The sequence below is a fragment of the Streptomyces sp. JH002 genome, assembly GCF_050916115.1.
Lineage (GTDB): Bacteria > Actinomycetota > Actinomycetes > Streptomycetales > Streptomycetaceae > Streptomyces > Streptomyces xiamenensis.
On the sequence record NZ_CP087989.1, the window covers coordinates 5,046,021 to 5,068,304 of the forward strand.

The following is a 22,284-nucleotide window of genomic DNA, read 5'->3' on the forward strand; positions in this document are numbered from 1 at the left end:
ACCCGGTCCGCATCGACCGGCCGGCGGTGTATGTACGCCGCGTGGTGTGATGCGCGGCTCGATGTGGCTCGCCCCGGTTGGTTGAGCCCGGCCCTGTCCTGCCGGAACAACATCTTCGCACTTGTCGGCGACAAGTGAGACGCCGGGCCGGGCAGGGCCGGGGCCACCGTGACGGGCATCACGTGACGGGGCGGGTCAGCCCTGTCCCTCCAGCTCTCCGGCGGCCGCCCGCTCGGCGAGCAACAGCAGGGTGCGCACGGCCGAACCCGTACCACCCTTCGGGGTGTAACCGAAGGCGCCGCCCTCGTTGAAGGCCGGGCCCGCGATGTCCAGGTGCGCCCACGGGGTGCCCGCCGGGACGAACTCCTTCAGGAACAGGCCGGCCACCAGGCCGCCGCCCATCCGCTCACCCATGTTCTTCAGGTCGGCGATGGTGGAGGTGCTGATGCCCTCGGCCAGATCGGCGAGCAGTGGCATCTCCCAGGACTGCTCGCCCGCGCGGCGCGCGCTGTCGTGCAGCAGACCCCGGAAGGTGTCGTCGTTGCCCATCACGGCGAAGGTGCGCTTGCCCAGCGCCAGCATCATCGCGCCGGTCAGGGTCGCCACGTCGACGATCGCGTCCGGGGACTCCTCGCCGGCCCGCACGAGCGCGTCGGCCATCACCAGCCGGCCCTCGGCGTCGGTGTTCAGCACCTCGACGGTCTTGCCGCCGTACATGCGCAGCACGTCACCGGGGCGGGTCGCCGAACCCGAGGGCATGTTCTCGGCCAGCGCCAGCCAGCCGGTGATGTTGACCTTCAGGCCCAGCCGGGCGGCGGCCACGACCGTGGACAGGACGGCGGCGGCGCCGGCCATGTCGCACTTCATCGTCTCGTTGTGACCCGCGGGCTTGAGGGAGATGCCGCCCGAGTCGTAGGTGATGCCCTTGCCGACCAGCGCGATCGTCCGGTCCGCCTCGGGGTGGGTGTGCGCCACCCGCACCAGGCGCGGCGGGGACTGCGAACCGATGCCGACACCGAGGATGCCGCCGAAGCCGCCCTCGCGCAGCGCCGCCTCGTCCAGCACCTCGACGGACAGGCCGTGTTCGGCGGCGGCCTCGGTGGCGTGCGCGGCGAAGTCGGCGGGGGTGAGGGCGTTCGGCGGGGTGTTCACCAGGTCGCGGGTGCGCGCCACCTCGGTGGCCAGCACCTCGGCCCGCGCGATCGCGTCCTGCCGGGCGGCGTCGTCCGCACCCTCGGCGTCGGCGGTCAGCACCGTGACGCGCGCCAGCGGACCGCGGTCGTCCTCGCCGGTCTCGCGGAAGGCGGTGAACGCGTAGGCGCCCAGCAGCGCACCCTCGGCGACCGCCGCGACCCGCGCCGCGTCGGAGACCGGCAGCGCGAACGCGGCGTGCTCCGTGCCGGACAGCGCGCGGGCGGCGGTGCCCGCCGCGCGGCGCAGCGTCTCCGGGTCGAAGTCCTCGCCGTCCTGCGGCGCGGAGCCGAGCCCCACCGCGATCACCAGCGGCGCGGTGGTGCCGGCCGGAGCGGGCAGCCGGGTGATCTCGTCCTTGCCGCCCTTGGCACCGAGGGTGGCCAGCACGCCGGCCGCCTCGGTCAGCAGCCCGGCCGGAGCCGGGACGCCGGCGGCCGGCGCGGGGCCGCCCTCGCCCTTGACGATGCCGATGACCAGGGCATCCGCGCTCACCGCTGTCGCGGAGGTCTTGCTGAGGGTCAGTGCTGTCACGGTGCAGTTATTCCGTTTCGTCGTAGGTCGGGGCCGACGGCCCACAGGGTACGCCGGGCCGCCGTCAGCCTGCTCCCAGGGTCGCCACGAGCAGGGCGGCCGTACCGGCGGTCTCGGACAGCGCGCCCAGCACATCACCGGTCACGCCGCCCAGCCGCCGGCGGCAGCGGGCGAGCAACCCCTCGGCTGCGCACAGCCCGAGAAGGGCGGCGCAGCCGCCGAGGGGCCAGACGACGAGCGTACTGAGCGCCACGACGGAGCCGGCGAGGGCGTACGCGCCGCCGCGCGGCACCACGCCGGCGACGACCGCGCCCAGGCCGTCCGCCCGGGCGGCGGGCACCCCCGCCCGGCAGCCGAGCGTGAGGGCGGTGCGCGAGACCAGGCCGCACAGCACGGCGGCGGCGAGCCCGTACCGTTCCCCCGCCCCGTACAGCTGGGCGAACGCGGCGACTTGCGCGAGCAGCACGAACAGCAGCGTGACCACGCCGAACGGGCCGATGTCGGAGCGCTTCATGACGGCCAGCGCCCCCTCGGCGGGCCGCCCGCTGCCCAGCCCGTCGGCGACATCGGCGAGCCCGTCCAGATGCAGCCCGCGGCTGAGCACGGCCGGCACCGCGACGGTGCCGACGGCCACCAGCCACACCCCGAACCCGAGCCGCGACAGCCCCCAGCCGGCGCCGGCGGCACACAGCCCGATGACAAAACCCGCCACCGGGGCACACAGCATCCCCACCCGTGCGGTGGCCCGGTCCCAGCGGGGCGGCGTGCGGCCCAGCGGCAGCACGGTGAGCGTGCCGAAGGCGAACCGCAGACCGTGCCGCACTGCGTCCAAAGGGGGTGCGGGCGGCGTGGCATCCATGAGGCGGCAGCGTAGCCCCGGACGCTCAGGAACCATGGGGCACTGGCTGTACCGCAACATCGTCGAACCGGGGAAGCTGCCGCTGCTGCTGGCGCTGGCCGCGTTCATCCTCACCTTCGTGATCACCCGCACCATCACCCGGCTGATCCGGGCCGGCCGCGGCCCCTTCCACGATGTGACGGGCGCGGGCGGCACCCACGTCCACCACGTGGTGCCGGGCGTGATCCTCATGCTCATCGGCGGCTTCGGCGGCATCGCGGCCGGTGCGGTGGGCATCACGGCGTACGTGGTGGCGGTGCTGTTCGGGATCGGCGCGGGCCTGGTGCTCGACGAGTTCGCGCTCATCCTGCATCTGCACGACGTGTACTGGAGCGAGCAGGGCCGGCAGAGCGTGGAACTCGTGGTGGTCACGGCGGCCCTGGTGGCGATGCTGCTGGCGGGGTTCGTCCCGCTGGACGTCAAGAACGTCTCGGCGGAGGAGGAGGTCACGCGCGGCAACGCCATCGCGACGGTGCTGGTCAACTTCGGGTTGGTGCTGATCACCCTGCTCAAGGGCAAACGCTGGCTGGCGCTGTGGGGGGTGCTGGTCCCGCCGGTCGCCCTGTTCGGGGCGGTCCGTCTGGCCCGCCCCGACTCGCCCTGGGCCCACCGCCTGTACCGGCGCCGCCCGAAGACGGCGGCCCGCGCCGCCCGCCGGGCCGAACGTCACGACGCCCGCTGGTCGGGCCCCAGCAAGAAGGTGGAGGACTGGCTGGGCGGCACCCCGACCGACGAACAGCGCCAGAAGCGGGACGGCGGTGGCGGTGGCGGGGACGCGGGCGGGGCGTAGCACCGGCGGCCCGGGACGCGGGCCCGGCGCCGCCCGGCACGGGTGGGCGGGCACGGCGCACCACCATCCACCGCACCGTCAGGGACCGCCCGCCCGGGGCGACTTACGTCGCCTCGGTGATCGCGGTCTCCGCCGCGTCGTCCCGCGCGGGCCCGGACTCCGGGGCCGGCTCCGGCAGGACCGGGAGCTCGGCCGCCAGGTCGGCCGCCGCACGGACCAGGGGGAGGGCCAGGAGCGCCCCGGTGCCCTCGCCCACGGTCACGCCGTGATCCAGCAGCGGGTCCATCGCCATCCGATCCAGGGCCTTGGCCTGCCCGGGCTCCCCGCTCGCCTGGCCCGCCAGCCACCAGTCGGGGGAGCGGAACGCGATCCGCTGCGCCACCAGCGCGCACGCCGTGGAGACGACGCCGTCCAGGATCACCGGGGTACGCCGTACCGCGCACTGGAGCAGGAAGCCCGTCATCGCCGTCAGGTCGGCCCCGGCCACCGCCGCGAGCAGCGCCAGCTGGTCGCCCAGGATCGGCCGGCCCCGGCGCAGCCCGTCCCGGATGGCCGCGCACTTGCGCATCCACGCCAGGTCATCGATGCGGATCCCGCCGCGCCCGGTGACCACCGAGGCGTCGGTGCCGCACATGGCGGCGATCAGCACCCCGGCGGGGGTGGTGCCGCCCACCGAGATGTCCCCCAGGAGCAGCAGGTCGGTGCCGGAGTCGGCTTCCTCGTCGGCGACCGCCATCCCGGCGCGGAAGGCCGCTTCGGCCTCCTCGGGGGTCAGCGAGTTCTCGATGTCGAGCCGGCCCGAGCCGCGCCGTACCCGGTGCCGGGTGACCTCCTCGGGGAGTTCCTCCACCGGGCAGTCCAGCGAGGTGTCCACGATCCGCAGCGGCACCCCGGCCCGCCGGGCGAGGATCGCCGCCGGGCTCGTACCGTCCAGGGCGGCCCGCACGAGAGTTGAGGCGCTGCCGGCCGGGCGCGCCGAGACCCCGAGTTCGGCGATGCCGTGGTCGCCGGCGAACAGCACCGCCTTGGGCGATTCGATCGCCCGCACCGGCACCTGTCCCTGGGCGGCGGCCAGCCAGCCGCCCAGGTCGTCCAGCCGGCCGAGTGCCCGGGCCGGCAGCCCGATCCGGGTGCGCCGGTCCTCGGCCTCCCGCCGCAGCTTGGCACTTGGCCGCTCGATGAGGTCGCCGAAGGCATCAAGGGTCAGACCACCGTCGCTCATGGGGTAGAGGCTACCTGTCCGTCACCGCAGCGCAGCGGCCCGTGGTGCGGCCCCGGCCACCCGGTCCCGGCCGGCCCGCGCGGCGCCCGGGCGGTCAGGGCCGGAGCGTGGTCACGGTGCCCGCCACCGCCAGCAGGACCTGCTCGCACTCGGCGGCGATCGCCGCGTTGAGGCGGCCCAGTTCGTCGCGGAAGCGGCGGCCGGCCGGGGTCGCCGGGACTATGCCGGCGCCCACCTCGTTGCTCACCAGCACCACGGTGCGCCCCGTGCTCCGCAGCGCCTCGGCCAGCTCCGCCGTGCGCCCGGCGACCTCGGGCAACTCCCCGGCGTCCGCCGCCTCCCAGGCGCGGGCCCGGTCCATGACGTCGGTGAGCCACAGCGCCAGACAGTCGATCAGCAGCGGTGGCCCGTCAGCCTCCTGAAGCAGCGGAACCAGGTCGCAGGTCTCCCTCGTGCTCCAGCCGCCGGGGCGCCGCTCGCGGTGGGCGGCGATGCGGTGCTGCCACTCGGGGTCGGCGGGCCGCTGTCCGCCGGTGGCCACGTAGACGACGTCGGGGTACGCGGCCAGCCGCCGTTCCGCCTCGGCGGACTTGCCCGACCGCGCGCCGCCCAGGACCAGGGTCCGCCGCGGTGGCTCGGGCACGTCGCGGAAGTCCCCGACGGCCAGGGTCGTGCCGTCCGGTTCCAGCCGGGCGCCGGCCGCGGCCAGCCGGCGGCGCAGTTCGGCGCCGGGCGGTACGTCGTGGTCCAGGTGCACGGCCAGGACATCGGTGGTCCAGGTCACCGCGCCCGCCGCCCGCAGCCGGGCCAGCGCCCCGGGGCGGCCGATGACGTCCAGCAGGCACATGTCGTAGGCGGGTCCGTCGGCCGGCAGCCCGGCGGGGGCGGCGCCGGGCGGCAGGTACAGCAGCCGGCTGCCGTCGGGGCCGGTCACCGCGTAGCCGGTACCGGGAACGTCGAGCGCCAGCGCGCGGACCCGGTGCCCGGTGATCAGGGCCAGTTCCTTGCCGTCCGGGACGCGCACCGGGGCGGGCAGGTCGGCCGGCACCTCCACGCCGGGGGAGGTGTGCGGGTGGGTGAGCAGCACCTGCCGTACGCCGTGCAGCGTCCGCCCGGCGCGGGCGGCGGCCAGGGCCGGTCCCGGGGTGAGGTCGAGCAGCAGGACCCCGTCGATCAGCAGCGCGGTCGCGTTGCGCGCGTCGGGGCCCAGCGCCCGGGCGCAGGAGGCGCACGGGCAGCCGGGGCGGGGGAGACCGGCGGGCGCGCCGGTGCCGAGCAGAGTGACGTCCACGTGCTGATCCTCTCGCCATCCGATCGCGTCCGCTGTCGCAGCCGCGCGTGGGTGGGGGGTGATCTAGTCTGCGATCAGCGGTAGCCGGAGCGGCGTGCGGGCAGTACATACCGAGATCGCACTTGTAGCAGCAGTAGCGGAAGCGGCAGAAGCGGAGGCGTCCATGGCGTGGGTGTGGCGGTTCGAGAAGGCGGACGGTTCGGTGGCCCCGGTCGGCTCCGACCCGGGTGACTTCGGTACGCAGGGGGATGCGGAGAGCTGGATCGGCGAGATCTGGAAGGACCTGCTGGCGGAGGGCGTGGACCAGGTGACGCTGCTGGAGGACGGAAGCAAGGTGTACGGGCCGATGAGCCTGCACGAGGCGGCGGACGACAGCTGACCCCGGGGCCGGCCGGCCCCGTCAGTCGGAGCCGGATCATCGGGTGTTCGGCTTGTCGTACCCCAGTTTCCCCGCCTCGTACGCCACGATGGCCCCACGCGCCACGGAGGGACGGGCGATCCGCCGGTCTCCCGCCCCTCCGCACGGGGCGCGGGTGAGCGACGAGAGTGGGCGAATACCTCGATGACGCACCCACCGGAGACCGCCGGCCGAGGCCGGATCCGCAGCGGGAGAGCGGTGGCGGTGACCGTCGCCGCGGTCGTCCTGGCCGTTCTCCCGGCGGCGGCCCGGGCCATCGTCGGAGGCGAGAGGGCGACCGGGGAATACCCCTTCGTCACCGCCGTCTCCGGCCAGCGCGACGACGGCGTACCCGCCTTCCGCTGCGGCGGATCCCTGATCCACGAGCGGTGGGTCCTGACGGCCGCGCACTGCGTGACCGGCGGCGACGCCACCGTGGACCCCGCCCGGCTGTCGGTGCGGGTGGGCTCCCGGGACCGCACCGCCGGGGGCGCCGTGGCCGGGGTCTCCGAGGTCCTCGTCCACCCCGGCCACGCGCCGCGGGAGTCCTGGCACGCGGACCTCGCCCTGCTCCGGCTGGACCGGGCGGTGGACCTGGAGCCCGTCGAGCTCGCCGGCCCGCCCGCCCGGCCGGGCGACCGCGTCCGCGTCCTCGGCTGGGGCCTCCTCGGCGCCACCCACCCCGCCCCGCCGGCCGAACTGCACCAGCTGGACACCGAGGTGATCCCGGACGCCGCATGCCGCACCGGTGGGCCCCACGACCTCACCGAGGGGGACCTCTGCGTCAGCCCCGACCCGGCCGACGGCACCTGCTACGGCGATTCCGGCGCCCCCGTCCTGCGGTACGCCGACGGCCGTCGGCAGCTGACCGCCGTCGTCTCCCGCGACCTCGCCCCCGGCGGCGCCTCCGAGGAGTGCGGCCTCCACCACGGCGTGCACGTCAGCGTCCCGCACCACGCGCGGTGGATCGAGAGTGTCCTGAACGCCGGCTGACCCCCACCGGCGTACGGGGCCCCGGCCCCGTACGCCGCCCGTCCCTCACACCTCGCCCAGCGTCACCTTCGTGTCGTGCCGGTCGCCGTTGCGCAGATACCCCACCGCCACCTCGTCGCCCGGCTGGTACGCCGCCAGCGCCTCCGACAGCGTCACCACATCGCTCACCACCTCGTCGCCGAGCCGCACCAGGACATCCCCGGCCCGCAGCCCCGCGTCCGCCGCCGGGCCGTTCTCCGTCAGGTCCACGATCGCCGCCCCGATCGGCTGGAACCCGTCGCCCAGGATGGTCCGCACCGTCACCCCCAGCGCCGCCCGCCCCGACCGGGTCACCTTCCCGTCCTCGATCATCTGGTCGGCCAGATCGGTGACCGTGCGTGAGGGGATCGCGAACCCGATCCCCGGCGCCTGGCCCCCGCCCAGCTGCGGATCGCGGGCCGCCAGCGTGGGGATGCCGACCACCTCACCCTTGAGATTGACCAGCGCGCCCCCGCTGTTGCCCGGGTTGATGGCCGCCGAGGTCTGCACCAGGTCGCCCAGCGTCGCCTGGCCCTCGCCCTCGCTCACCGAGCGCCCCACCGCCGAGACGATGCCCTGGGTGACGCTGGAGGACAGCCCCAGCGGGTTGCCCATCGCCAGCACGATCTGCCCCACCTCCACCCGCCCGCTGTCCCCGAACGTCGCGGGCCGCAGCCGGTCCGGCCGGTCGTCCAGCACGATCACGGCCAGGTCCTGCGGGGCGTAGGTGGCCACCAGGGTGGCCGGCAACGGCTGCTGCTGATCCGCCAGCAGCACCTCGAACTCCTTCTCCTCACCCACCACATGGGCGTTGGTGACGATGTGCCCGTCGCCGTCGTAGATGATCCCCGAGCCCAGCCCGTCCCGCGTGGTGATCTGCACGACCGAGGGCAGCACATCCGACACCACCTGCTGGTACGCGTCCTCCAGCGCCCCCGCGTCGGCCCGCGGCGCGGTGTCGGCGGCCGGCGCCGCACCGTCCGACCGGGTGCAGCCGGCCAGCAGCGCGCACAGGGCGCCGAGCGCGGCCAGCGCGCGGAGGGGACGGCGGAGGGGGAGCGCTGAGGGACCGGGGATCGGCGTCATACAGCGGATTGTGACGGCGCACGCCCCCGGGGCGGCGCATATGCGCTACGCCATTCCGGGGGCGTGTGGGAGAAGCGGACGGCTCAGCGGCCGGTACGGGGCGCCTCGCCCCGCTTGATCTGCGGCTTCGGCAGCCGCATCCGGCGCAGCTGGAGGGTACGCATCAGCGCGTACGCACGCGCGCCGCGGTGGCTCTCGTTCGGGTAGTGCTCCACGAGCGCCTTCTTCAGCTGGCGCGAGGAGACCACCGAGTCCATCACGATCATGAGGATGACACCGAGCCACAGCAGCATCGCGATCGGCGCCGCCGACGGGATCATGCTGAGGACCAGGATCAGCACGGCGATGGGCAGGAAGTACTCCGCCACATGCCACTTGCTGTCGGTGAAGTCCCGCGCGAAGCGGCGCACCGGGCCGCGGTCACGCAGCGGCAGATGCCGCTCGTCACCGCTCAGCAGCGCCTCGCGCTGCTTGGCCAGCGCCACCTTGCGGGCGTCGCGCTGCCGCTTGGCGGCCTCCTTGCGGGAAGCCGGCGGCTTCACGACGGCACGCCGCAGGGCCTCCGCCTCGCTGCGCTTGGGGGTGGGCCGCCCCTTGGGCGCCTGGGCGTCATGGATCTGCGGCTCGGCCACCGTCGCGGGGGCCTGCTCTTCTTTCGCACGGCTTCGGAACACATCTCCAGGGTACGGGGTGAGCCGCGGGAACCGTGAGCCCCCTGCGGCAACCCCGGTCCCACCCAGGGTCGCCCCTCCACCTTGCGCCGGACTCGGTCCGGTATCGATCCTCCTGCGGGATGACCCGATTCCGGGCCGGACAGTGCGCTAATGGGAGAGCGCCCCGTAGGCTAGGGGATCAAGCAGGAGAATGGTCTTTAGGTCCGAGTCCGTCACGAAGGGGGCGCCCAGGCCGATGAGTGGTTTGATGAAGCGGATGGGGATGATCTTCCGCGCGAAAGCCAACAAGGCCCTGGACCGGGCCGAGGACCCGCGCGAGACGCTCGATTACTCGTACCAGAAGCAGCTGGAGCTGCTCCAGAAGGTACGCCGCGGGGTCGCCGACGTGGCGACCTCCCGCAAACGTCTTGAGCTCCAGCTGAACCAGCTGAACGGCCAGTCCTCCAAGCTGGAGGAGCAGGGCAAGAAGGCCCTGGCCCTGGGCCGTGAGGACCTCGCCCGCGAGGCCCTGACCCGGCGCTCCGCGCTCCAGCAGCAGGTCTCCGACCTGCAGACGCAGCACGAGACGCTCCAGGCCGAGGAGAACAAGCTGACCCTGGCCGCCCAGCGGCTGCAGGCCAAGGTGGACGCCTTCCGCACCAAGAAGGAGACCATCAAGGCCACCTACACCGCGGCCCAGGCGCAGACCCAGATCGGCGAGGCGTTCTCCGGCATCTCCGAGGAGATGGGCGACGTCGGCCTCGCGATCCAGCGCGCCGAGGACAAGACCGCGCAGCTCCAGGCCCGCTCCGGCGCCATCGACGAGCTGCTGGCCTCCGGTGCCCTGGACGACCCGACCGGGACCTCCAAGGACGACCTGACCGCCGAGCTGGACCGCATCTCCTCCAACTCCGACGTGGAGCTGGAGCTGGAGCGGATGAAGGCCGAGCTGTCCGGCGGCAGCAGCGGCGGCCGGACCGCGATCGAGGGCGGCAACGGCTCCGCCACGCGGGGCGACCAGCAGGAGTCCCCCCGGTTCGACAAGCAGTGACAGCCTGTCCGCGCTGAAGAACACCCACAGGGGCAAGGAGAGCGGTGTGATCGTACGGATCATGGGTGAGGGGCAGGTGAAGCTGGATGACAGCCACTTCCCCAAGCTCAATGAACTCGACGACGAGCTGACGGCCGAGGTCGAGGCCCATGACGAGGAGGGATTCCGGCGGACGCTGACCGCGCTGCTGGACGCCGTCCGGGGCATGGGCACACCGCTGGACGCCGACGCGCTCGAACCGTCCGATCTGCTGCTTCCCCCGCCGGACGCGAGCATCGACGAGGTCCGCGCGATGCTCACCGACGACGGCCTCATCCCGGACTGACCCGGCCCGCCCGCGGGCCGGTCCGACCCCGGACCGGCCCCCGACGTGCCGTCCCACCGGCCGTGTCACGCCGCTGCGTACGCGGCCGGTGCCGCACAACGGCCGCTGCTCGTACCCTGGCACAGTGACTGCGCACCCCGGCACTCCCGCCCGCCCACGGCCCTGGCTGCTGCACCCGCTGGTCGTGGACGCGCTGGTGGCCTCGGTGACGCTGCTGATCGTGCTCGTCCTGTCGGTCACGATCAACAAACACCCCGGTGGCGGCGACGGCTTCGGCGAGCGCCCGCTGCCCCTGCACACCGTCGTCACCGCGCTGCTGGGCGCGGGGGCGCTGGTGCTGCGCCGCCGCCATCCGGGCCCGGTGCTGTGCGCCACCATCCTGCTGACGCTCGTCGAGCTGATCATGGGCACGTTCTCGCACTCGCCCGGCGAGCGCCACACCTCGATGATGGGCATGGTGGCGGTGGCCCTGTTCACCCTGGCCGCCTCCACCGACCGCCCCACCACAGTGCGGGCGGGCACCTGCACGCTGGCCCTGATCACGGTGGCCGGCATGCTGCTGGGCGCCCAGCCCTGGTACACCTCGGAGAACTTCGGCATCATCGCCTGGACCGCGCTGGCCGGTCTGGCGGGCGACGCCGTGCGCCACCGGCGGGCCGCCGTCAACGCGATACGCGAGCGGGCCGAGCGCGCCGAGGCCACCCGCGAGGAGGAGGCACGCCGCCGGGTCGCCGAGGAGCGGCTGCGGATCGCCCGCGAACTCCACGACGTCGTCGCCCACCACATCGCCCTGGTCAATGTGCAGGCCGGGGTCGCCTCCCATGTCATGGACAGCCGCCCCGACCAGGCCAAGGAGGCGCTCGCCCAGGTACGGCTGGCCAGCCGGCAGGCGCTGAGCGAGCTCCAGACCACGGTCGGGCTGCTGCGGCACCGCGACGACCCGGTCGCCCCCACCGAGCCCACCAAGGGCCTGGCGGTGCTCGGTGACCTCGTCGACGGCTTCAGCCGCGCCGGGATGGGGGTGGCCGTCGAGCGCGGGGACGGCGAGGAGGAACGCGCGCTGCCCGCCGCCGTGGACCTGGCCGCCTACCGGGTGGTCCAGGAGGCGCTCACCAATGTCCACAAGCACGCCGGGCCCGACGCCAAGGCACGGGTGCGGATCTCCCGCTCGGGGCGGGGGGACTCCGCGCGGCTCGAGGTGATGGTGCTGGATGATGGGCACGGCGGCGCCCCCGCGCCGCCGCGCGCCCCGGCCGCCGGTGGCGGCCACGGACTGACGGGCATGCGCGAGCGGGCCGCCGCGCTCGGTGGCAGCTGCGAGACCGGGCCGGTGCCCGGCGGCGGGTTCCGGGTACGGGTGGTGCTGCCGCTGCGTTCGCCGGGCGGCCCCGCCGTGGAGCGGTCGGAGGCCGCCGACCGTGGCTGGGTGCGTCCGTGTGGCTGAGAGGGTGTGGGCATGATCCGGGTGATCCTGGCCGATGACCAGGCGCTGCTGCGCAGCGCGTTCCGGGTGCTGGTGGAGTCGGAGCCCGACATGACGGTCACCGGTGAGGCGTCGGACGGCGCCGCGGCGCTGGCGCTGGTGCGTGAGCGGGGCGCCGACGTGGTGCTGATGGACATCCGGATGCCCGGTCTCGACGGGCTCGCCGCGACCCGGGAGATCAGCGCCGACCCGGCGCTGAGCGCGGTGCGGGTGGTCATTCTGACCACCTTTGAGTCGGACGACTACGTGGTGGAGTCGCTGCGGGCCGGCGCCTCCGGGTTCCTGGGCAAGGGTGCCGAGCCGGGCGAGCTGCTGTCGGCGATCCGGCTGGTGGCGGCCGGGGAGGCGCTGCTGTCACCGGCGGCGACGCGCTCGCTGATCACCCGCTTCCTGGCCACCGGGGACCACGGCGCGGCGGGTGGTGGCGCGGCGGCCGACCTCCAGGTGCTGACGGCCCGCGAGCGCGAGGTGCTGGTGGAGGTGGCGGGCGGGCTGTCCAACGACGAGATCGCGGCCCGCTTCGAGGTGAGCCCGCTGACGGTGAAGACCCACATCAACCGGCTGCTGACCAAGCTGGCGGCCCGGGACCGGGCCCAGCTGGTGATGACCGCGTACGAGACGGGTCTGGTGCGGCCCCGCTTCCCCGGCTGAGGGCCGGGCACCGGGGGCCCCGTGCGGGGCCCCCGTGGTGTCGTGCGGGTCAGGGCAGGGCGAGCATCTGCTCCAGGGCCAGCTTGGCGTACTTCTCGGTCTGCGGGTCGACCGTGATGCGGTTGACGGTGCGTCCCTCGGCCAGCGCCTCCAGCGTCCACACCAGGTGGGGCAGGTCGATGCGGTTCATGGTGGAGCAGAAGCAGACGGTCCGGTCGAGGAAGACGATCTCCTTGCCCTCGGCGGCGTAACGATTCGCCAGCCGGCGGACCAGGTTCAGCTCGGTGCCGATCGCCCACTTGGAGCCGGCCGGGGCCGCGTCCAGCGTGTTGATGATGTACTCGGTCGATCCGACGTAGTCGGCGGCGGCCACCACCTCGTGCCGGCACTCGGGGTGCACCAGGACGTTGACACCGGGGACCCGGGCCCGGACGTCCTCCACCGACTCCAGCGAGAACCGGCCGTGCACCGAGCAGTGGCCGCGCCACAGGATCATCTTCGCGTCGCGCAGTTGCTGGGCGGTGAGCCCGCCGTTCGGCTTGTGCGGGTTGTAGAGGACGCAGTCCTCCAGGGACAGGCCCAGGTCGCGCACGGCGGTGTTGCGGCCCAGGTGCTGGTCGGGGAGGAAGAGCACCTTCTCGCCCTGCCCGAAGGCCCAGCGCAGGGCGCGCTCGGCGTTGGAGGAGGTGCAGATGGTGCCGCCGTGCCGGCCGGTGAAGGCCTTGATGTCGGCGGAGGAGTTCATGTACGAGACGGGCACGGTCCGCTCGGCGACCCCGGCCTCGGTGAGGACGTCCCAGGCCTCGGCCACCTGCTCGGCGGTGGCCATGTCGGCCATGGAGCAGCCGGCGGCCAGGTCGGGCAGGATGACCCGCTGGTCGTCGGTGGTGAGGATGTCGGCGGACTCGGCCATGAAGTGCACGCCGCAGAAGACGATGTACTCGGCGTCGGGGCGGGCCGCGGCGTCACGGGCGAGCTTGAAGGAGTCGCCGGTGACGTCGGCGAACTGGATGACCTCGTCCCGCTGGTAGTGGTGGCCCAGGACGAAGACGCGCTCGCCCAGCCGCTCCTTGGCGGCGCGGGCCCGGGCGACCAGGTCGGGGTCCGAGGGGGAGGGGAGGTCCCCGGGGCAGTCCACGCCGCGCTCGCTGGCGGCGTCGGCCTCGCGGCCCAGCAGCAGGAGGGCCAGGGGAGAGGGCTGGACATCCAGGGGATCGGCGGTGCTCGGGGCGGTGTTCACGGCCACCCAACCCTTTCCGGCGCGTCCACGCCTTTTCGTCTATCTGACGTTATGGATGATAGCCGCTTCGCGTCAGTTTGACGACGCTGAAAGCGTCAATGTGACGCATCCCCGGTTTCGGGTCCCCGGGGGTGTGCGAGCATGGGAAGAAGGGAAAAACACCCGCCCAGAACCGGAATGATTCCGTAGGGCTTTCTGTTGGAGCAGCCGGCAGAGGATTCCGTACTACCCGGGAGAGAAGCAGATGTCCGTATCGGACCAGACCGTTGTGAGCGACGGCATCATCCTTTCCGACGCGGCCGCGGCCAAGGTCAAGAGCCTGCTGGAGCAGGAAGGCCGGGAAGACCTCGCACTGCGCGTTGCGGTCCAGCCGGGCGGCTGCTCCGGGCTGCGCTACCAGCTCTTCTTCGACGAGCGCTCGCTCGACGGCGATGTCGTCAAGGACTTCGACGGCGTCAAGGTCGTCACCGACCGGATGAGCGCCCCGTACCTGGGCGGCGCCTCCATCGACTTCGTCGACACCATCGAGAAGCAGGGCTTCACCATCGACAACCCCAACGCCACCGGCTCCTGCGCCTGCGGCGACTCCTTCAACTGAGTCGCACACACCAGCACGCGCGCGAAGGGCGGCGGCCCCCCTGGTGGGGCCGCCGCCCTTCGCCGTGCCACGGGCCTGTGGTGCGCCGCCGCTCAGCTCACCGGGATCTCCTGACCCCACTCGTCGACCAGCGTCCGGTCGCCGATGGGGGACTCCAGCGTCAGCTCACCGGTCTGCTCCTCGGCCACCAGGATGCACGCGTCGTACGGATCACCCGGCACCTCCTCGACCAGCACCCGCACCTCGTCCGCCGACTCCTCGGCGACCAGGCGGTACTCGGCGCACACCCCGGTCCAGTAGGTCAGCTCGAGCGCGGTGTCCTGCGGGTCGTAGGACTCGACGGAGGTCCCGGTGTACCCGGGCTCCTCCCCGCCGTCCGAGCCACCGGTCGTGCCGCCGTCCCCGGGGTACGCCGGCTCGGCCGACCCGGCGGAGGAGCCGGAGTCGGGGTACGAGCCGTCCGGGATCCCGTCGAACTCCACCGCCGGGTACTGGAGGGTGCTGTCGAGGCCGTCGCCGCCGCTCAGGGTGTAGGACCAGCCCGGCACCAGCGTGGTCGGGGTGAAGTCGTTCTCCTGCCACAGCATCAGGACCTGCTCCGCGCCGGTCACCTCACGCTGTTCGACGATCGGCTCGGGCAGCTCGATCGGCTCCGGCAGCGGCACCGGCGCGCACTCCGCGACCGTCGCCCCGGCGGACTCGCCCTCCGGGTCACCGTCGATGTGCGGCATCTCCTCGGGCAGCAGCGTCGGACAGTCGGCGAAGCCGGGCTCCACCCGGGCCACCGGGCCCGCCTCGGCCGCGTTGCGCGCGTCCAGCGTCTCCTGGGCGCTCAGCATCTCCCGCTCCCGCTCCACCACCGGCTCACCGACCGATCCGGAGGCGGAGACGATCACGCCCTGCGACGACACCGTGATCTCGGTCTCCAGACCGTGGGCCCGCAGCCCGTCCACCATGCGGGTGAACAGCAGCGTGCGGTTCCCGTCGTGTCGCTCCAGCTCCTCCACCGGCGCGTCCGTCAGCCCCAGCAGGTCGAGCAGCGGTGCGGCGGCCGTCAGCGCCTCCTCCCTGGACGGCGCGGGCCCCACGGGCTCCGCCGGCGCTCCCTCGCTGCTCACGATGGTGTGCGGGTCATCCGGATCGCTGGGCTCCACCGTCGTGTACGCGTCGACCCCGGATTCGGCCGAGTAGAACCACTGACCCGTCTCCCTGGTCGCCGAGAGATAGGAGCCGTTCGCGTCCGGCCCGGCGGCGTGCCACCAGTGGCCGTCGCTGAGCCTGGGCTCCCCCTCCACCCCGAGCGCCGCGGCCAGTTCGGCCACCCGCTCCTCGTCGATCCCCTGCGCGAATCCGTACACCGGGGCACTTCCCGGGCCCTCCGGCAGCGGCCCGGTGGCGACCAGCTCCGTGCCCCAGTACCCGCCCGGCCAGTCGGCGACCCCTTCTCCCGCGGTGCGCGACCCGGGATCGCTCCACTCCGGTTCCAGGGCTCCCTCCCACTCCCCGCCCCCGTCCCCGCCGCCGAGCACCGCCTGCGCGCCGAAGAGGCCGCCCGCCAGCAGGGCGACGCCCAGGGCTCCCGCGGTGACGGTCAGCCAGCGCGGGCGTTCCCTGCGGGGTGGCTCCTGCGCCGGGGTGAGCACTTCTGTCTCGTCCGACTCTTCCGTCACGGCCAAGCTCCTTCCATGGGCTCTTACCACTGGGACGGAACGACCCCACGCCGGGTTCCTGGGGCCACCGGTAGCCTGGTCGGGCCGATATCCGTGCCTCCCCGGGAGCAGTCCACCGTGCGCATCGCCGTCTCCGGCTCCATCGCCCATGACCATCTGATGACCTTCCCCGGCCGGTTCGCCGACCAGTTGGTGGGGGATCAGCTGCACACCGTCTCGCTCTCCTTCCTCGTCGACGCCCTCGAGGTGCGCCGCGGCGGGGTCGGCGCCAACATCTGCTTCGGGATGGGGCAGCTCGGCGCCCGCCCGATCCTGGTGGGCGCGGCCGGCGAGGACTTCGAGGAGTACCGGGCCTGGCTGGACCGGCACGGCGTGGACACCTCCGCCGTACGGATCTCCGAGGTGCTGCACACCGCCCGTTTCGTGTGCACGACGGACGCCGACCACAACCAGATCGGCTCCTTCTACACCGGCGCCATGAGCGAGGCCCGGCTGATCGAGCTGGCGGCGGTCGCCGCCCGCGTCGGTGACCTGGACCTGGTGCACATCGGGGCCGATGACCCCGAGGCGATGATGCGCCACACCGAGGAGTGCCGCACCCGGGGCATCCCCTTCGCCGCCGACTACTCGCAGCAGCTGGCGCGGATGGACGGCGAGGACATCAAGAACCTCACCGAGGGCGCCGCCTACCTCTTCAACAACGAGTACGAGAAGGCCCTCATCGAGACCAAGACCGGCTGGTCGGCCGAGGAGGTGCTGAGCAAGGTCGGCACCCAGGTCACCACGCTGGGCGCGCGCGGGGTGCGGATCGACCGGGCGGGCCAGGAGACGATCTTCGTCGGCTGCGCCGAGGAGGAGTCGAAGACCGACCCGACCGGCGTCGGCGACGCCTTCCGCGCCGGGTTCCTGGCCGGGCTGGCCTGGGGCGCCTCGCTGGAGCGTTCCGCCCAGGTGGGCTGCATGCTGGCCACGCTGGTGATCGAGACGGTCGGCACCCAGGAGTACACGCTGCGCCGGGGCGCCTTCATGGAGCGCTTCACCAAGGCGTACGGCGCGGACGCGGCGGCCGAGGTCCGCGAGCACCTGCGCTAGGTCCTGTCCGACACATGGCGCCGGTCAGGCCCGCGTTGTCCGGTGCTGGGGGCAGCTCCCGGCCGAGGGCCGGGGGAGCGACGCGGGCCGGGCGGGATGTGTCGGACAGGCCCCAGGGAGCCTCCGGGCCCCGGGGGCGCCTGCTCCGTTCCCGCACCTCACCCGAGGTGGCGGGAGGGGAGCCCCCGGAGCGGGCCGTCCGGGTGATTCCCCGGCGCCCCCGGTTCACTCCGCCCGGCGGACCCGGTACGCGGTGGCGCCCGCGTCCGCTTCGCTCTCGCCCAGATAGTCGTGGTGGTGGGTGTGGCACCAGGCGGGGATGTCCAGACGGGCGGCCTCGTCGTCGGACAGGACGGTGACCACCGCGCCCACCGGCACGGTGCCGATCACCGCCGCCAGCTCGATCACCGGGACCGGGCAGCGCTTGCCGAGCGCGTCCACCGTCACCCCGTCCGGGCCGCTCGCCACCACCACCGGGTCGGCGTCCGGCACCAGTTGGGCACGGACGGAGCCGACCGCCTCGGGGAGGGTGGCCAGGAAACGGTTCACCTCCCCGCGGGTGGTCCCCGGTGGCAGCGAGACCCGTACGTTGCCCTCCGAGAGCACGCCCATCGCCCGCAGGACATGGCTGGGCGTGAGCGTCGAGGAGGTGCACGAGGAGCCGGAGGAGACCGCGAAGCCGGCCCGGTCCAGGGCGTGCAGCAGCGCCTCGCCGTCCGCGTAGAGGCAGGAGAAGGTGACCAGGTGCGGCAGCCGCCGTACCGGGTCGCCCACCACCTCGGTGTCGGGGACGAGTTCCGGCACCCGGTCCCTGATCCGGTCCACCAGGGCGGCCAGCCGCTCCGCCTCGGCCGCGGCCTCCTGGCGGACCGCGCGCAGCGAGGCCGCCGCCGCCACGATCGCCGGGATGTTCTCGAAGCCGGCCGCCCGGCCGCGTTCGCGCTCGTCGGCGGGCGGCGGGGGAGCGAACCGTACGCCCTTGCGCACCACGAGCAGCCCCACCCCGGCCGGGCCGCCCCACTTGTGCGCGCTGGCCGCCAGCAGCGACCAGTCGCCGGGCACCGGACCCCAGGGCAGCGACTGGGCCGCGTCCACCAGCAGCGGGACCCCGGCCGCCCAGCACAGCTCGGCCGCCTCCGCGACCGGCTGGGCGGTGCCCACCTCGTGGTTGGCGGACTGGAGGCAGACCAGCGCGGCGGGGTCGCCGTCGCCCAGCGCCTGCCGCAGGGCGTCGGTGCGCAGCCGTCCGGTGCGCTCGACCGGCAGTTCGGTGACGGTGCCGCCCGCCGCCTCGTGCGTCCCGGCGGCGTGCAGTACGGCCGAGTGCTCGACCGCCGACACCAGCAGCCGCCGGCTCACCCGGCGGCGGGCGGCCAGCGCGCCCGCGATGCCGGTGTGCAGCGCACGGGTACCCGAAGGGGTGAACGTCAGTTCGTCGGGGCGGCAGCCGACCGCCTCCGCCGCCGACTCGCGCGCCGCGTCCAGCAGCATCCTGGCCCGGCGGCCCTCACGGTGCGGGCGGCCGGGATCGGCCCACCCGTCGTCGAGCGCGGCCAGCAGGGCCTGCCGGGCGACCGGGTGCAGGGGGAGGGAGGAGGCGGCATCGAAGTAGGACACCCCCTGAACGTAGCGCCCCCGCGTCAACCCGGTGCCCGCGGCCACCCGGTATCGAACCCCTGTGCCCGACGCGCTCGCACGGCGTCAGAAGGGGGCGCTGAGCGGGGACTCGGCGGGTGGCGGAACCGGCGCGCCGGGTTGGGCACCCTCCCCGCACGACCTCAAATAGCGTCCAGTAGGGTTTGCACCGCATAAACATCCAAACCCCTGCCCGTGTCAGGGCCGGTGCCCCCGCCCCGGGCGAAGGCAGTGGCCGTATACCGCGGGCGAGACTCTCGGGAAGGCGCTACGTGAGTCCCAACGGCTCCGACCGCTCGTCGCGGCGCCCGGTGCGGCGGATCCTGCCGCAGGCGTTGCTCGCGGGCTTGGTCCTGGCGACCGCGACAGGTTGCACATCCGAGGACTTCCCCCGTCTCGGTATGCCCACTCCGGTGACGGAGGAGGCGCCGCGCATTCTGTCCCTGTGGCAGGGCTCGTGGGCCGCCGCTCTGGTGACGGGCGTACTGGTGTGGGGGCTGATCCTGTGGAGTGTCTTCTTCCACCGCCGGTCCAGGACCAAGGTGGAAGTGCCGCCGCAGAACCGGTACAACCTGCCCATCGAGGCGCTGTACACCCTGGTTCCGCTGGTGATCGTCTCGGTCCTCTTCTACTTCACCGCACGTGACCAGACCAAGCTCCTGGAGACCTCGGACCAGCCGGACCACGTGATCAACGTGGTCGGTTTCCAGTGGAGCTGGGCCTTCAACTACCTGGAGCCGGTCGGACACCTGTCCGAGGAAACCCCGACCCAGAAGTTCGCCCAGAACGCTCCCGAGCTGGCGTCCATCCCCGACCGCTTCATGGAGGCCGTCCCGGAGAACGCGGACGGGGTCTACACCGTGGGCGCGCTGGACGACCGCGACCCGGACACCGGCAACCCCGGGCCCACCCTGTGGCTGCCCGAGGGCGAGACGGTTCAGTTCATCATCACGTCGCGGGACGTCAACCACTCCTTCTGGGTGGTTCCGTTCCTCATGAAGCAGGACGCGATCCCCGGGCACACCAACCGCTTCGAGGTGACCCCGAACAAGCAGGGCACCTTCATGGGCAAGTGCGCCGAGCTGTGCGGCGAGGCCCATGCCCGGATGCTCTTCAACGTGAAGGTCGTCTCCCCCGAGGAGTACCAGCAGCACCTCCAGGATCTGGCTGCCCAGGGTCAGACGGGCTTCATCCCGGCGGGCATCGAGCAGACGGAAGCCGCCACTAACGCGGAGACGAACCAGCCGTGACAATCCTTGACACCCCACAGGAGGCCGGCGCCGCGAAGGCAGTGCCGCCGGTGCGCCGGAAAGAGCCCGGCAATATTGTGATCAAGTGGCTCACCACCACGGATCACAAGACGATCGGCAATATGTATCTGCTGACGTCGTTCATCTTCTTCATCATCGGCGGCGTCATGGCGCTCATCATGCGCGCCGAGCTGGCCAGGCCGGGTCTGCAGCTGGTCTCCAAGGAGCAGTTCAACCAGCTGTTCACCATGCACGGCACGGTGATGCTGCTGCTCTTCGCGACCCCGCTGTTCGCCGGGTTCGCGAACTGGATCATGCCGCTGCAGATCGGCGCGCCCGATGTGGCGTTCCCGCGGCTGAACATGCTGGCGTACTGGCTGTACCTCTTCGGCGGTCTGCTGGTGATCGCGGGCTTCTTCACCCCGCAGGGCGCCGCGAGCTTCGGCTGGTTCGCCTACTCACCACTGTCCGACGCGGTCCGCTCGCCGGGCGTGGGCGCCGACATGTGGGTGATGGGTCTGGCCTTCTCCGGCTTCGGCACCATCCTGGGCGCGGTCAACTTCATCACCACCATCATCTGCATGCGCGCCCCCGGCATGACGATGTTCCGGATGCCGATCTTCACCTGGAACGTCCTGCTCACCGGTGTGCTCGTGCTGCTGGCCTTCCCCGTGCTGGCCGCCGCGCTGTTCGCGCTGGCCGCCGACCGGGTGTTCGGGGCACAAATCTTCAATCCGGCCAACGGCGGCTCGATTCTGTGGCAACACCTCTTCTGGTTCTTCGGCCATCCAGAGGTGTACATCATCGCGCTGCCGTTCTTCGGCATCATCTCGGAGATCATCCCGGTCTTCAGCCGCAAGCCGATCTTCGGTTACATCGGTCTGGTCATCGCGACCATTTCCATCGCCGGTCTGTCGGTGACGGTGTGGGCGCACCACATGTACGTGACGGGAGCGGTACTCCTACCGTTCTTCTCGTTCATGACCTTCCTGATCGCGGTACCGACCGGTGTGAAGTTCTTCAACTGGATCGGCACCATGTGGAAGGGGTCGCTGAGTTTCGAGACCCCGATGCTGTGGTCGATCGGCTTCCTGGTCACGTTCCTCTTCGGTGGTCTGACCGGCGTCATCCTGGCCTCGCCGCCGCTGGACTTCCATGTCTCGGACACCTACTTCGTGGTGGCGCACTTCCACTACGTGGTGTTCGGCACCGTGGTCTTCGCGATGTTCGCCGGCTTCCATTTCTGGTGGCCGAAGTGGACCGGCAAGATGCTGGACGAGCGTCTTGGCAAGATCACCTTCTGGACGCTGTTCATCGGCTTCCACGGCACCTTCCTGGTCCAGCACTGGCTGGGCACCGAGGGCATGGTGCGGCGGTACGCGGACTATCTGGCCGCGGACGGCTTCACCGCGCTGAACACCATCTCCACCATCAGCTCGTTCCTGCTGGGCATGTCGATGCTGCCGTTCTTCTACAACGTCTGGAAGACGTGGAAGTACGGGAAGCCGGTCAACGCCGACGACCCGTGGGGCTACGGCCGCTCGCTGGAGTGGGCGACCTCCTCCCCGCCGCCGCGGCACAACTTCGTCACCCTGCCGAAGATCCGCTCCGAATCGCCGGCGTTCGACCTGCACCACCCGGAGCTGGCCGTGCTGGACGCGCTGGAGAACACCGATCCCCGCACCGCGGTGACCGGTGGGACCGAGAGCAAGCCGACCGAGGGCCGCACCGAGTCCGAGGGAGACGCCAAGTGAAGATCCAGGGTTACCTCTTCAGCGGCATCGCCCTGTTCATGCTGGGCGCGGCCATCGTCTACGGACTGTGGTCCAAGGAGCCGGTGGGCACGACCGCCCTGTTCCTGTCCTTCTCGCTGGCCGCGATGATCGGGTTCTACCTGGTCTTCACGGCCCGCCGGGTGGACACCGGGGCGCAGGACCGCAAGGACGCCGACATCGCGGACGACGCGGGGGAGCTCGGCTTCTTCGCGCCGCACAGCTGGGCGCCGCTGGTGCTGGCGCTCGGTGGTCTGACCGCGTTCATGGGGCCGGTGTTCGGCTGGTGGCTGGCGTTCTTCACCGCGCCGCTGCTGCTCATCGGTCTGTGGCTGTGGGTCTTCGAGTTCTACCGGGGCGAGAACCAGAACCAGTAGCCGCGACGTCCCGCGCACGTACCGCCGCCGGCCCCCGGGGAAGCCTCCCCGGGGGCCGGCGGCGTGC

The 22,284-nt window shown here is 72.7% G+C and carries 21 protein-coding genes; 12 read left to right on the forward strand and 9 right to left on the reverse strand.

The genetic code is table 11. From position 1 onward, the window contains the following. Positions 1–195: 195 nt before the first annotated feature. Both H7827_RS23185 and H7827_RS23190 read right to left on the reverse strand, forming a co-directional pair. Positions 196–1,725 (reverse strand): leucyl aminopeptidase, encoded by a 1,530-nt coding sequence (locus H7827_RS23185; RefSeq protein WP_432747227.1) that lies wholly within the window; start codon positions 1,723–1,725, stop codon positions 196–198. A gap of 64 nt (positions 1,726–1,789) precedes the next feature. Next, entirely contained in the window at positions 1,790–2,584 is a 795-nt protein-coding gene (locus tag H7827_RS23190; RefSeq protein ID WP_432747228.1) for an adenosylcobinamide-GDP ribazoletransferase, read from the reverse strand. A 34-nt stretch (positions 2,585–2,618) separates the two neighbouring features. Here H7827_RS23190 and H7827_RS23195 point away from each other — a divergent pair, with 34 nt between their 5' ends. Then, the gene (locus H7827_RS23195; RefSeq protein ID WP_432747229.1) at positions 2,619–3,413 is read left to right on the forward strand and encodes a hypothetical protein; all 795 of its coding nucleotides are present in this window, start codon (positions 2,619–2,621) and stop codon (positions 3,411–3,413) included. Between the two features lie 103 nt (positions 3,414–3,516). Here the strand turns inward: H7827_RS23195 and H7827_RS23200 are convergent, their stop codons facing one another. Together H7827_RS23200 and H7827_RS23205 are read right to left on the reverse strand one after the other, a co-directional pair. Continuing rightward, positions 3,517–4,635 (reverse strand): nicotinate-nucleotide--dimethylbenzimidazole phosphoribosyltransferase, encoded by a 1,119-nt coding sequence (locus H7827_RS23200; RefSeq protein ID WP_386539511.1) that lies wholly within the window; start codon positions 4,633–4,635, stop codon positions 3,517–3,519. Between the two features lie 94 nt (positions 4,636–4,729). After that, positions 4,730–5,926, reverse strand: a complete 1,197-nt coding sequence (locus H7827_RS23205) for a bifunctional adenosylcobinamide kinase/adenosylcobinamide-phosphate guanylyltransferase (RefSeq protein ID WP_432747230.1) — start codon at positions 5,924–5,926, stop codon at positions 4,730–4,732. Positions 5,927–6,089: 163 nt separating this feature from the next. Here H7827_RS23205 and H7827_RS23210 point away from each other — a divergent pair, with 163 nt between their 5' ends. Together H7827_RS23210 and H7827_RS23215 are read left to right on the forward strand one after the other, a co-directional pair. After that, on the forward strand, positions 6,090–6,305 hold the full coding sequence (locus H7827_RS23210) for a hypothetical protein (protein ID WP_030734562.1): 216 nt from the start codon (positions 6,090–6,092) through the stop codon (positions 6,303–6,305). A gap of 183 nt (positions 6,306–6,488) precedes the next feature. Beyond that, on the forward strand, positions 6,489–7,316 hold the full coding sequence (locus H7827_RS23215; protein WP_432747231.1) for a S1 family peptidase: 828 nt from the start codon (positions 6,489–6,491) through the stop codon (positions 7,314–7,316). Between the two features lie 45 nt (positions 7,317–7,361). Here H7827_RS23215 and H7827_RS23220 read toward each other — a convergent pair whose 3' ends face one another. Together H7827_RS23220 and H7827_RS23225 are read right to left on the reverse strand one after the other, a co-directional pair. Then, positions 7,362–8,420, reverse strand: a complete 1,059-nt coding sequence (locus H7827_RS23220) for a S1C family serine protease (protein WP_200367832.1) — start codon at positions 8,418–8,420, stop codon at positions 7,362–7,364. An 83-nt stretch (positions 8,421–8,503) separates the two neighbouring features. Further along, entirely contained in the window at positions 8,504–9,094 is a 591-nt protein-coding gene (locus H7827_RS23225) for a DUF3043 domain-containing protein (RefSeq protein ID WP_386539520.1), read from the reverse strand. Positions 9,095–9,341: 247 nt separating this feature from the next. On the opposite strand from H7827_RS23225, the gene H7827_RS23230 reads away from it, so the two are divergent. The 4 genes from H7827_RS23230 to H7827_RS23245 all read left to right on the forward strand — a co-directional run bounded on the left by H7827_RS23230 (position 9,342) and on the right by H7827_RS23245 (position 12,583). Then, the gene (locus tag H7827_RS23230) at positions 9,342–10,124 is read left to right on the forward strand and encodes a PspA/IM30 family protein (RefSeq protein ID WP_386539522.1); all 783 of its coding nucleotides are present in this window, start codon (positions 9,342–9,344) and stop codon (positions 10,122–10,124) included. A gap of 46 nt (positions 10,125–10,170) precedes the next feature. After that, positions 10,171–10,449 (forward strand): PspA-associated protein PspAA, encoded by a 279-nt coding sequence (gene pspAA / locus H7827_RS23235; protein ID WP_019433754.1) that lies wholly within the window; start codon positions 10,171–10,173, stop codon positions 10,447–10,449. Between the two features lie 124 nt (positions 10,450–10,573). Beyond that, entirely contained in the window at positions 10,574–11,893 is a 1,320-nt protein-coding gene (locus H7827_RS23240) for a sensor histidine kinase (RefSeq protein WP_432747232.1), read from the forward strand. 12 nt (positions 11,894–11,905) lie between these two features. Further along, positions 11,906–12,583: a response regulator gene (locus H7827_RS23245; protein WP_030734551.1), complete on the forward strand. Its 678-nt coding sequence runs from the start codon at positions 11,906–11,908 to the stop codon at positions 12,581–12,583. Between the two features lie 49 nt (positions 12,584–12,632). On the opposite strand, the gene nadA is transcribed toward H7827_RS23245, so the two are convergent. Next, positions 12,633–13,823, reverse strand: coding sequence for a quinolinate synthase NadA (nadA, locus tag H7827_RS23250; RefSeq protein WP_030734549.1), 1,191 nt, complete (start codon positions 13,821–13,823; stop codon positions 12,633–12,635). A 244-nt stretch (positions 13,824–14,067) separates the two neighbouring features. Between nadA and H7827_RS23255 the strand changes: the two genes are divergently transcribed. Then, entirely contained in the window at positions 14,068–14,421 is a 354-nt protein-coding gene (locus H7827_RS23255) for a HesB/IscA family protein (RefSeq protein WP_030734546.1), read from the forward strand. 92 nt (positions 14,422–14,513) lie between these two features. Here H7827_RS23255 and H7827_RS23260 read toward each other — a convergent pair whose 3' ends face one another. Continuing rightward, complete coding sequence (locus tag H7827_RS23260; protein ID WP_432747233.1) at positions 14,514–16,091, reverse strand: hypothetical protein; 1,578 nt, start codon at positions 16,089–16,091, stop codon at positions 14,514–14,516. 117 nt (positions 16,092–16,208) lie between these two features. On the opposite strand from H7827_RS23260, the gene H7827_RS23265 reads away from it, so the two are divergent. Then, a complete protein-coding gene (locus tag H7827_RS23265) occupies positions 16,209–17,183 on the forward strand; it encodes a carbohydrate kinase family protein (protein WP_432747234.1) in 975 nt (324 codons plus the stop codon). Positions 17,184–17,408: 225 nt separating this feature from the next. On the opposite strand, the gene H7827_RS23270 is transcribed toward H7827_RS23265, so the two are convergent. After that, positions 17,409–18,800, reverse strand: coding sequence for a cysteine desulfurase/sulfurtransferase TusA family protein (locus tag H7827_RS23270; protein WP_432747235.1), 1,392 nt, complete (start codon positions 18,798–18,800; stop codon positions 17,409–17,411). A 290-nt stretch (positions 18,801–19,090) separates the two neighbouring features. Here H7827_RS23270 and ctaC point away from each other — a divergent pair, with 290 nt between their 5' ends. From ctaC to H7827_RS23285, 3 genes are read left to right on the forward strand one after another with little or no spacing between them, the layout of a single operon-like run. Beyond that, positions 19,091–20,068 carry an aa3-type cytochrome oxidase subunit II gene (gene ctaC, locus H7827_RS23275; protein WP_386541926.1) on the forward strand — a complete coding sequence of 326 codons (978 nt, stop codon included), beginning with the start codon at positions 19,091–19,093 and terminating at the stop codon, positions 20,066–20,068. Then, positions 20,065–21,822, forward strand: a complete 1,758-nt coding sequence (ctaD, locus tag H7827_RS23280) for an aa3-type cytochrome oxidase subunit I (RefSeq protein ID WP_046723099.1) — start codon at positions 20,065–20,067, stop codon at positions 21,820–21,822. Before ctaC ends, ctaD begins: the two co-directional genes overlap by 4 nt. Next, positions 21,819–22,217 carry a cytochrome c oxidase subunit 4 gene (locus H7827_RS23285; protein WP_432747236.1) on the forward strand — a complete coding sequence of 133 codons (399 nt, stop codon included), beginning with the start codon at positions 21,819–21,821 and terminating at the stop codon, positions 22,215–22,217. The genes ctaD and H7827_RS23285 overlap by 4 nt, the downstream gene beginning before the upstream one ends. Positions 22,218–22,284: the final 67 nt, after the last annotated feature.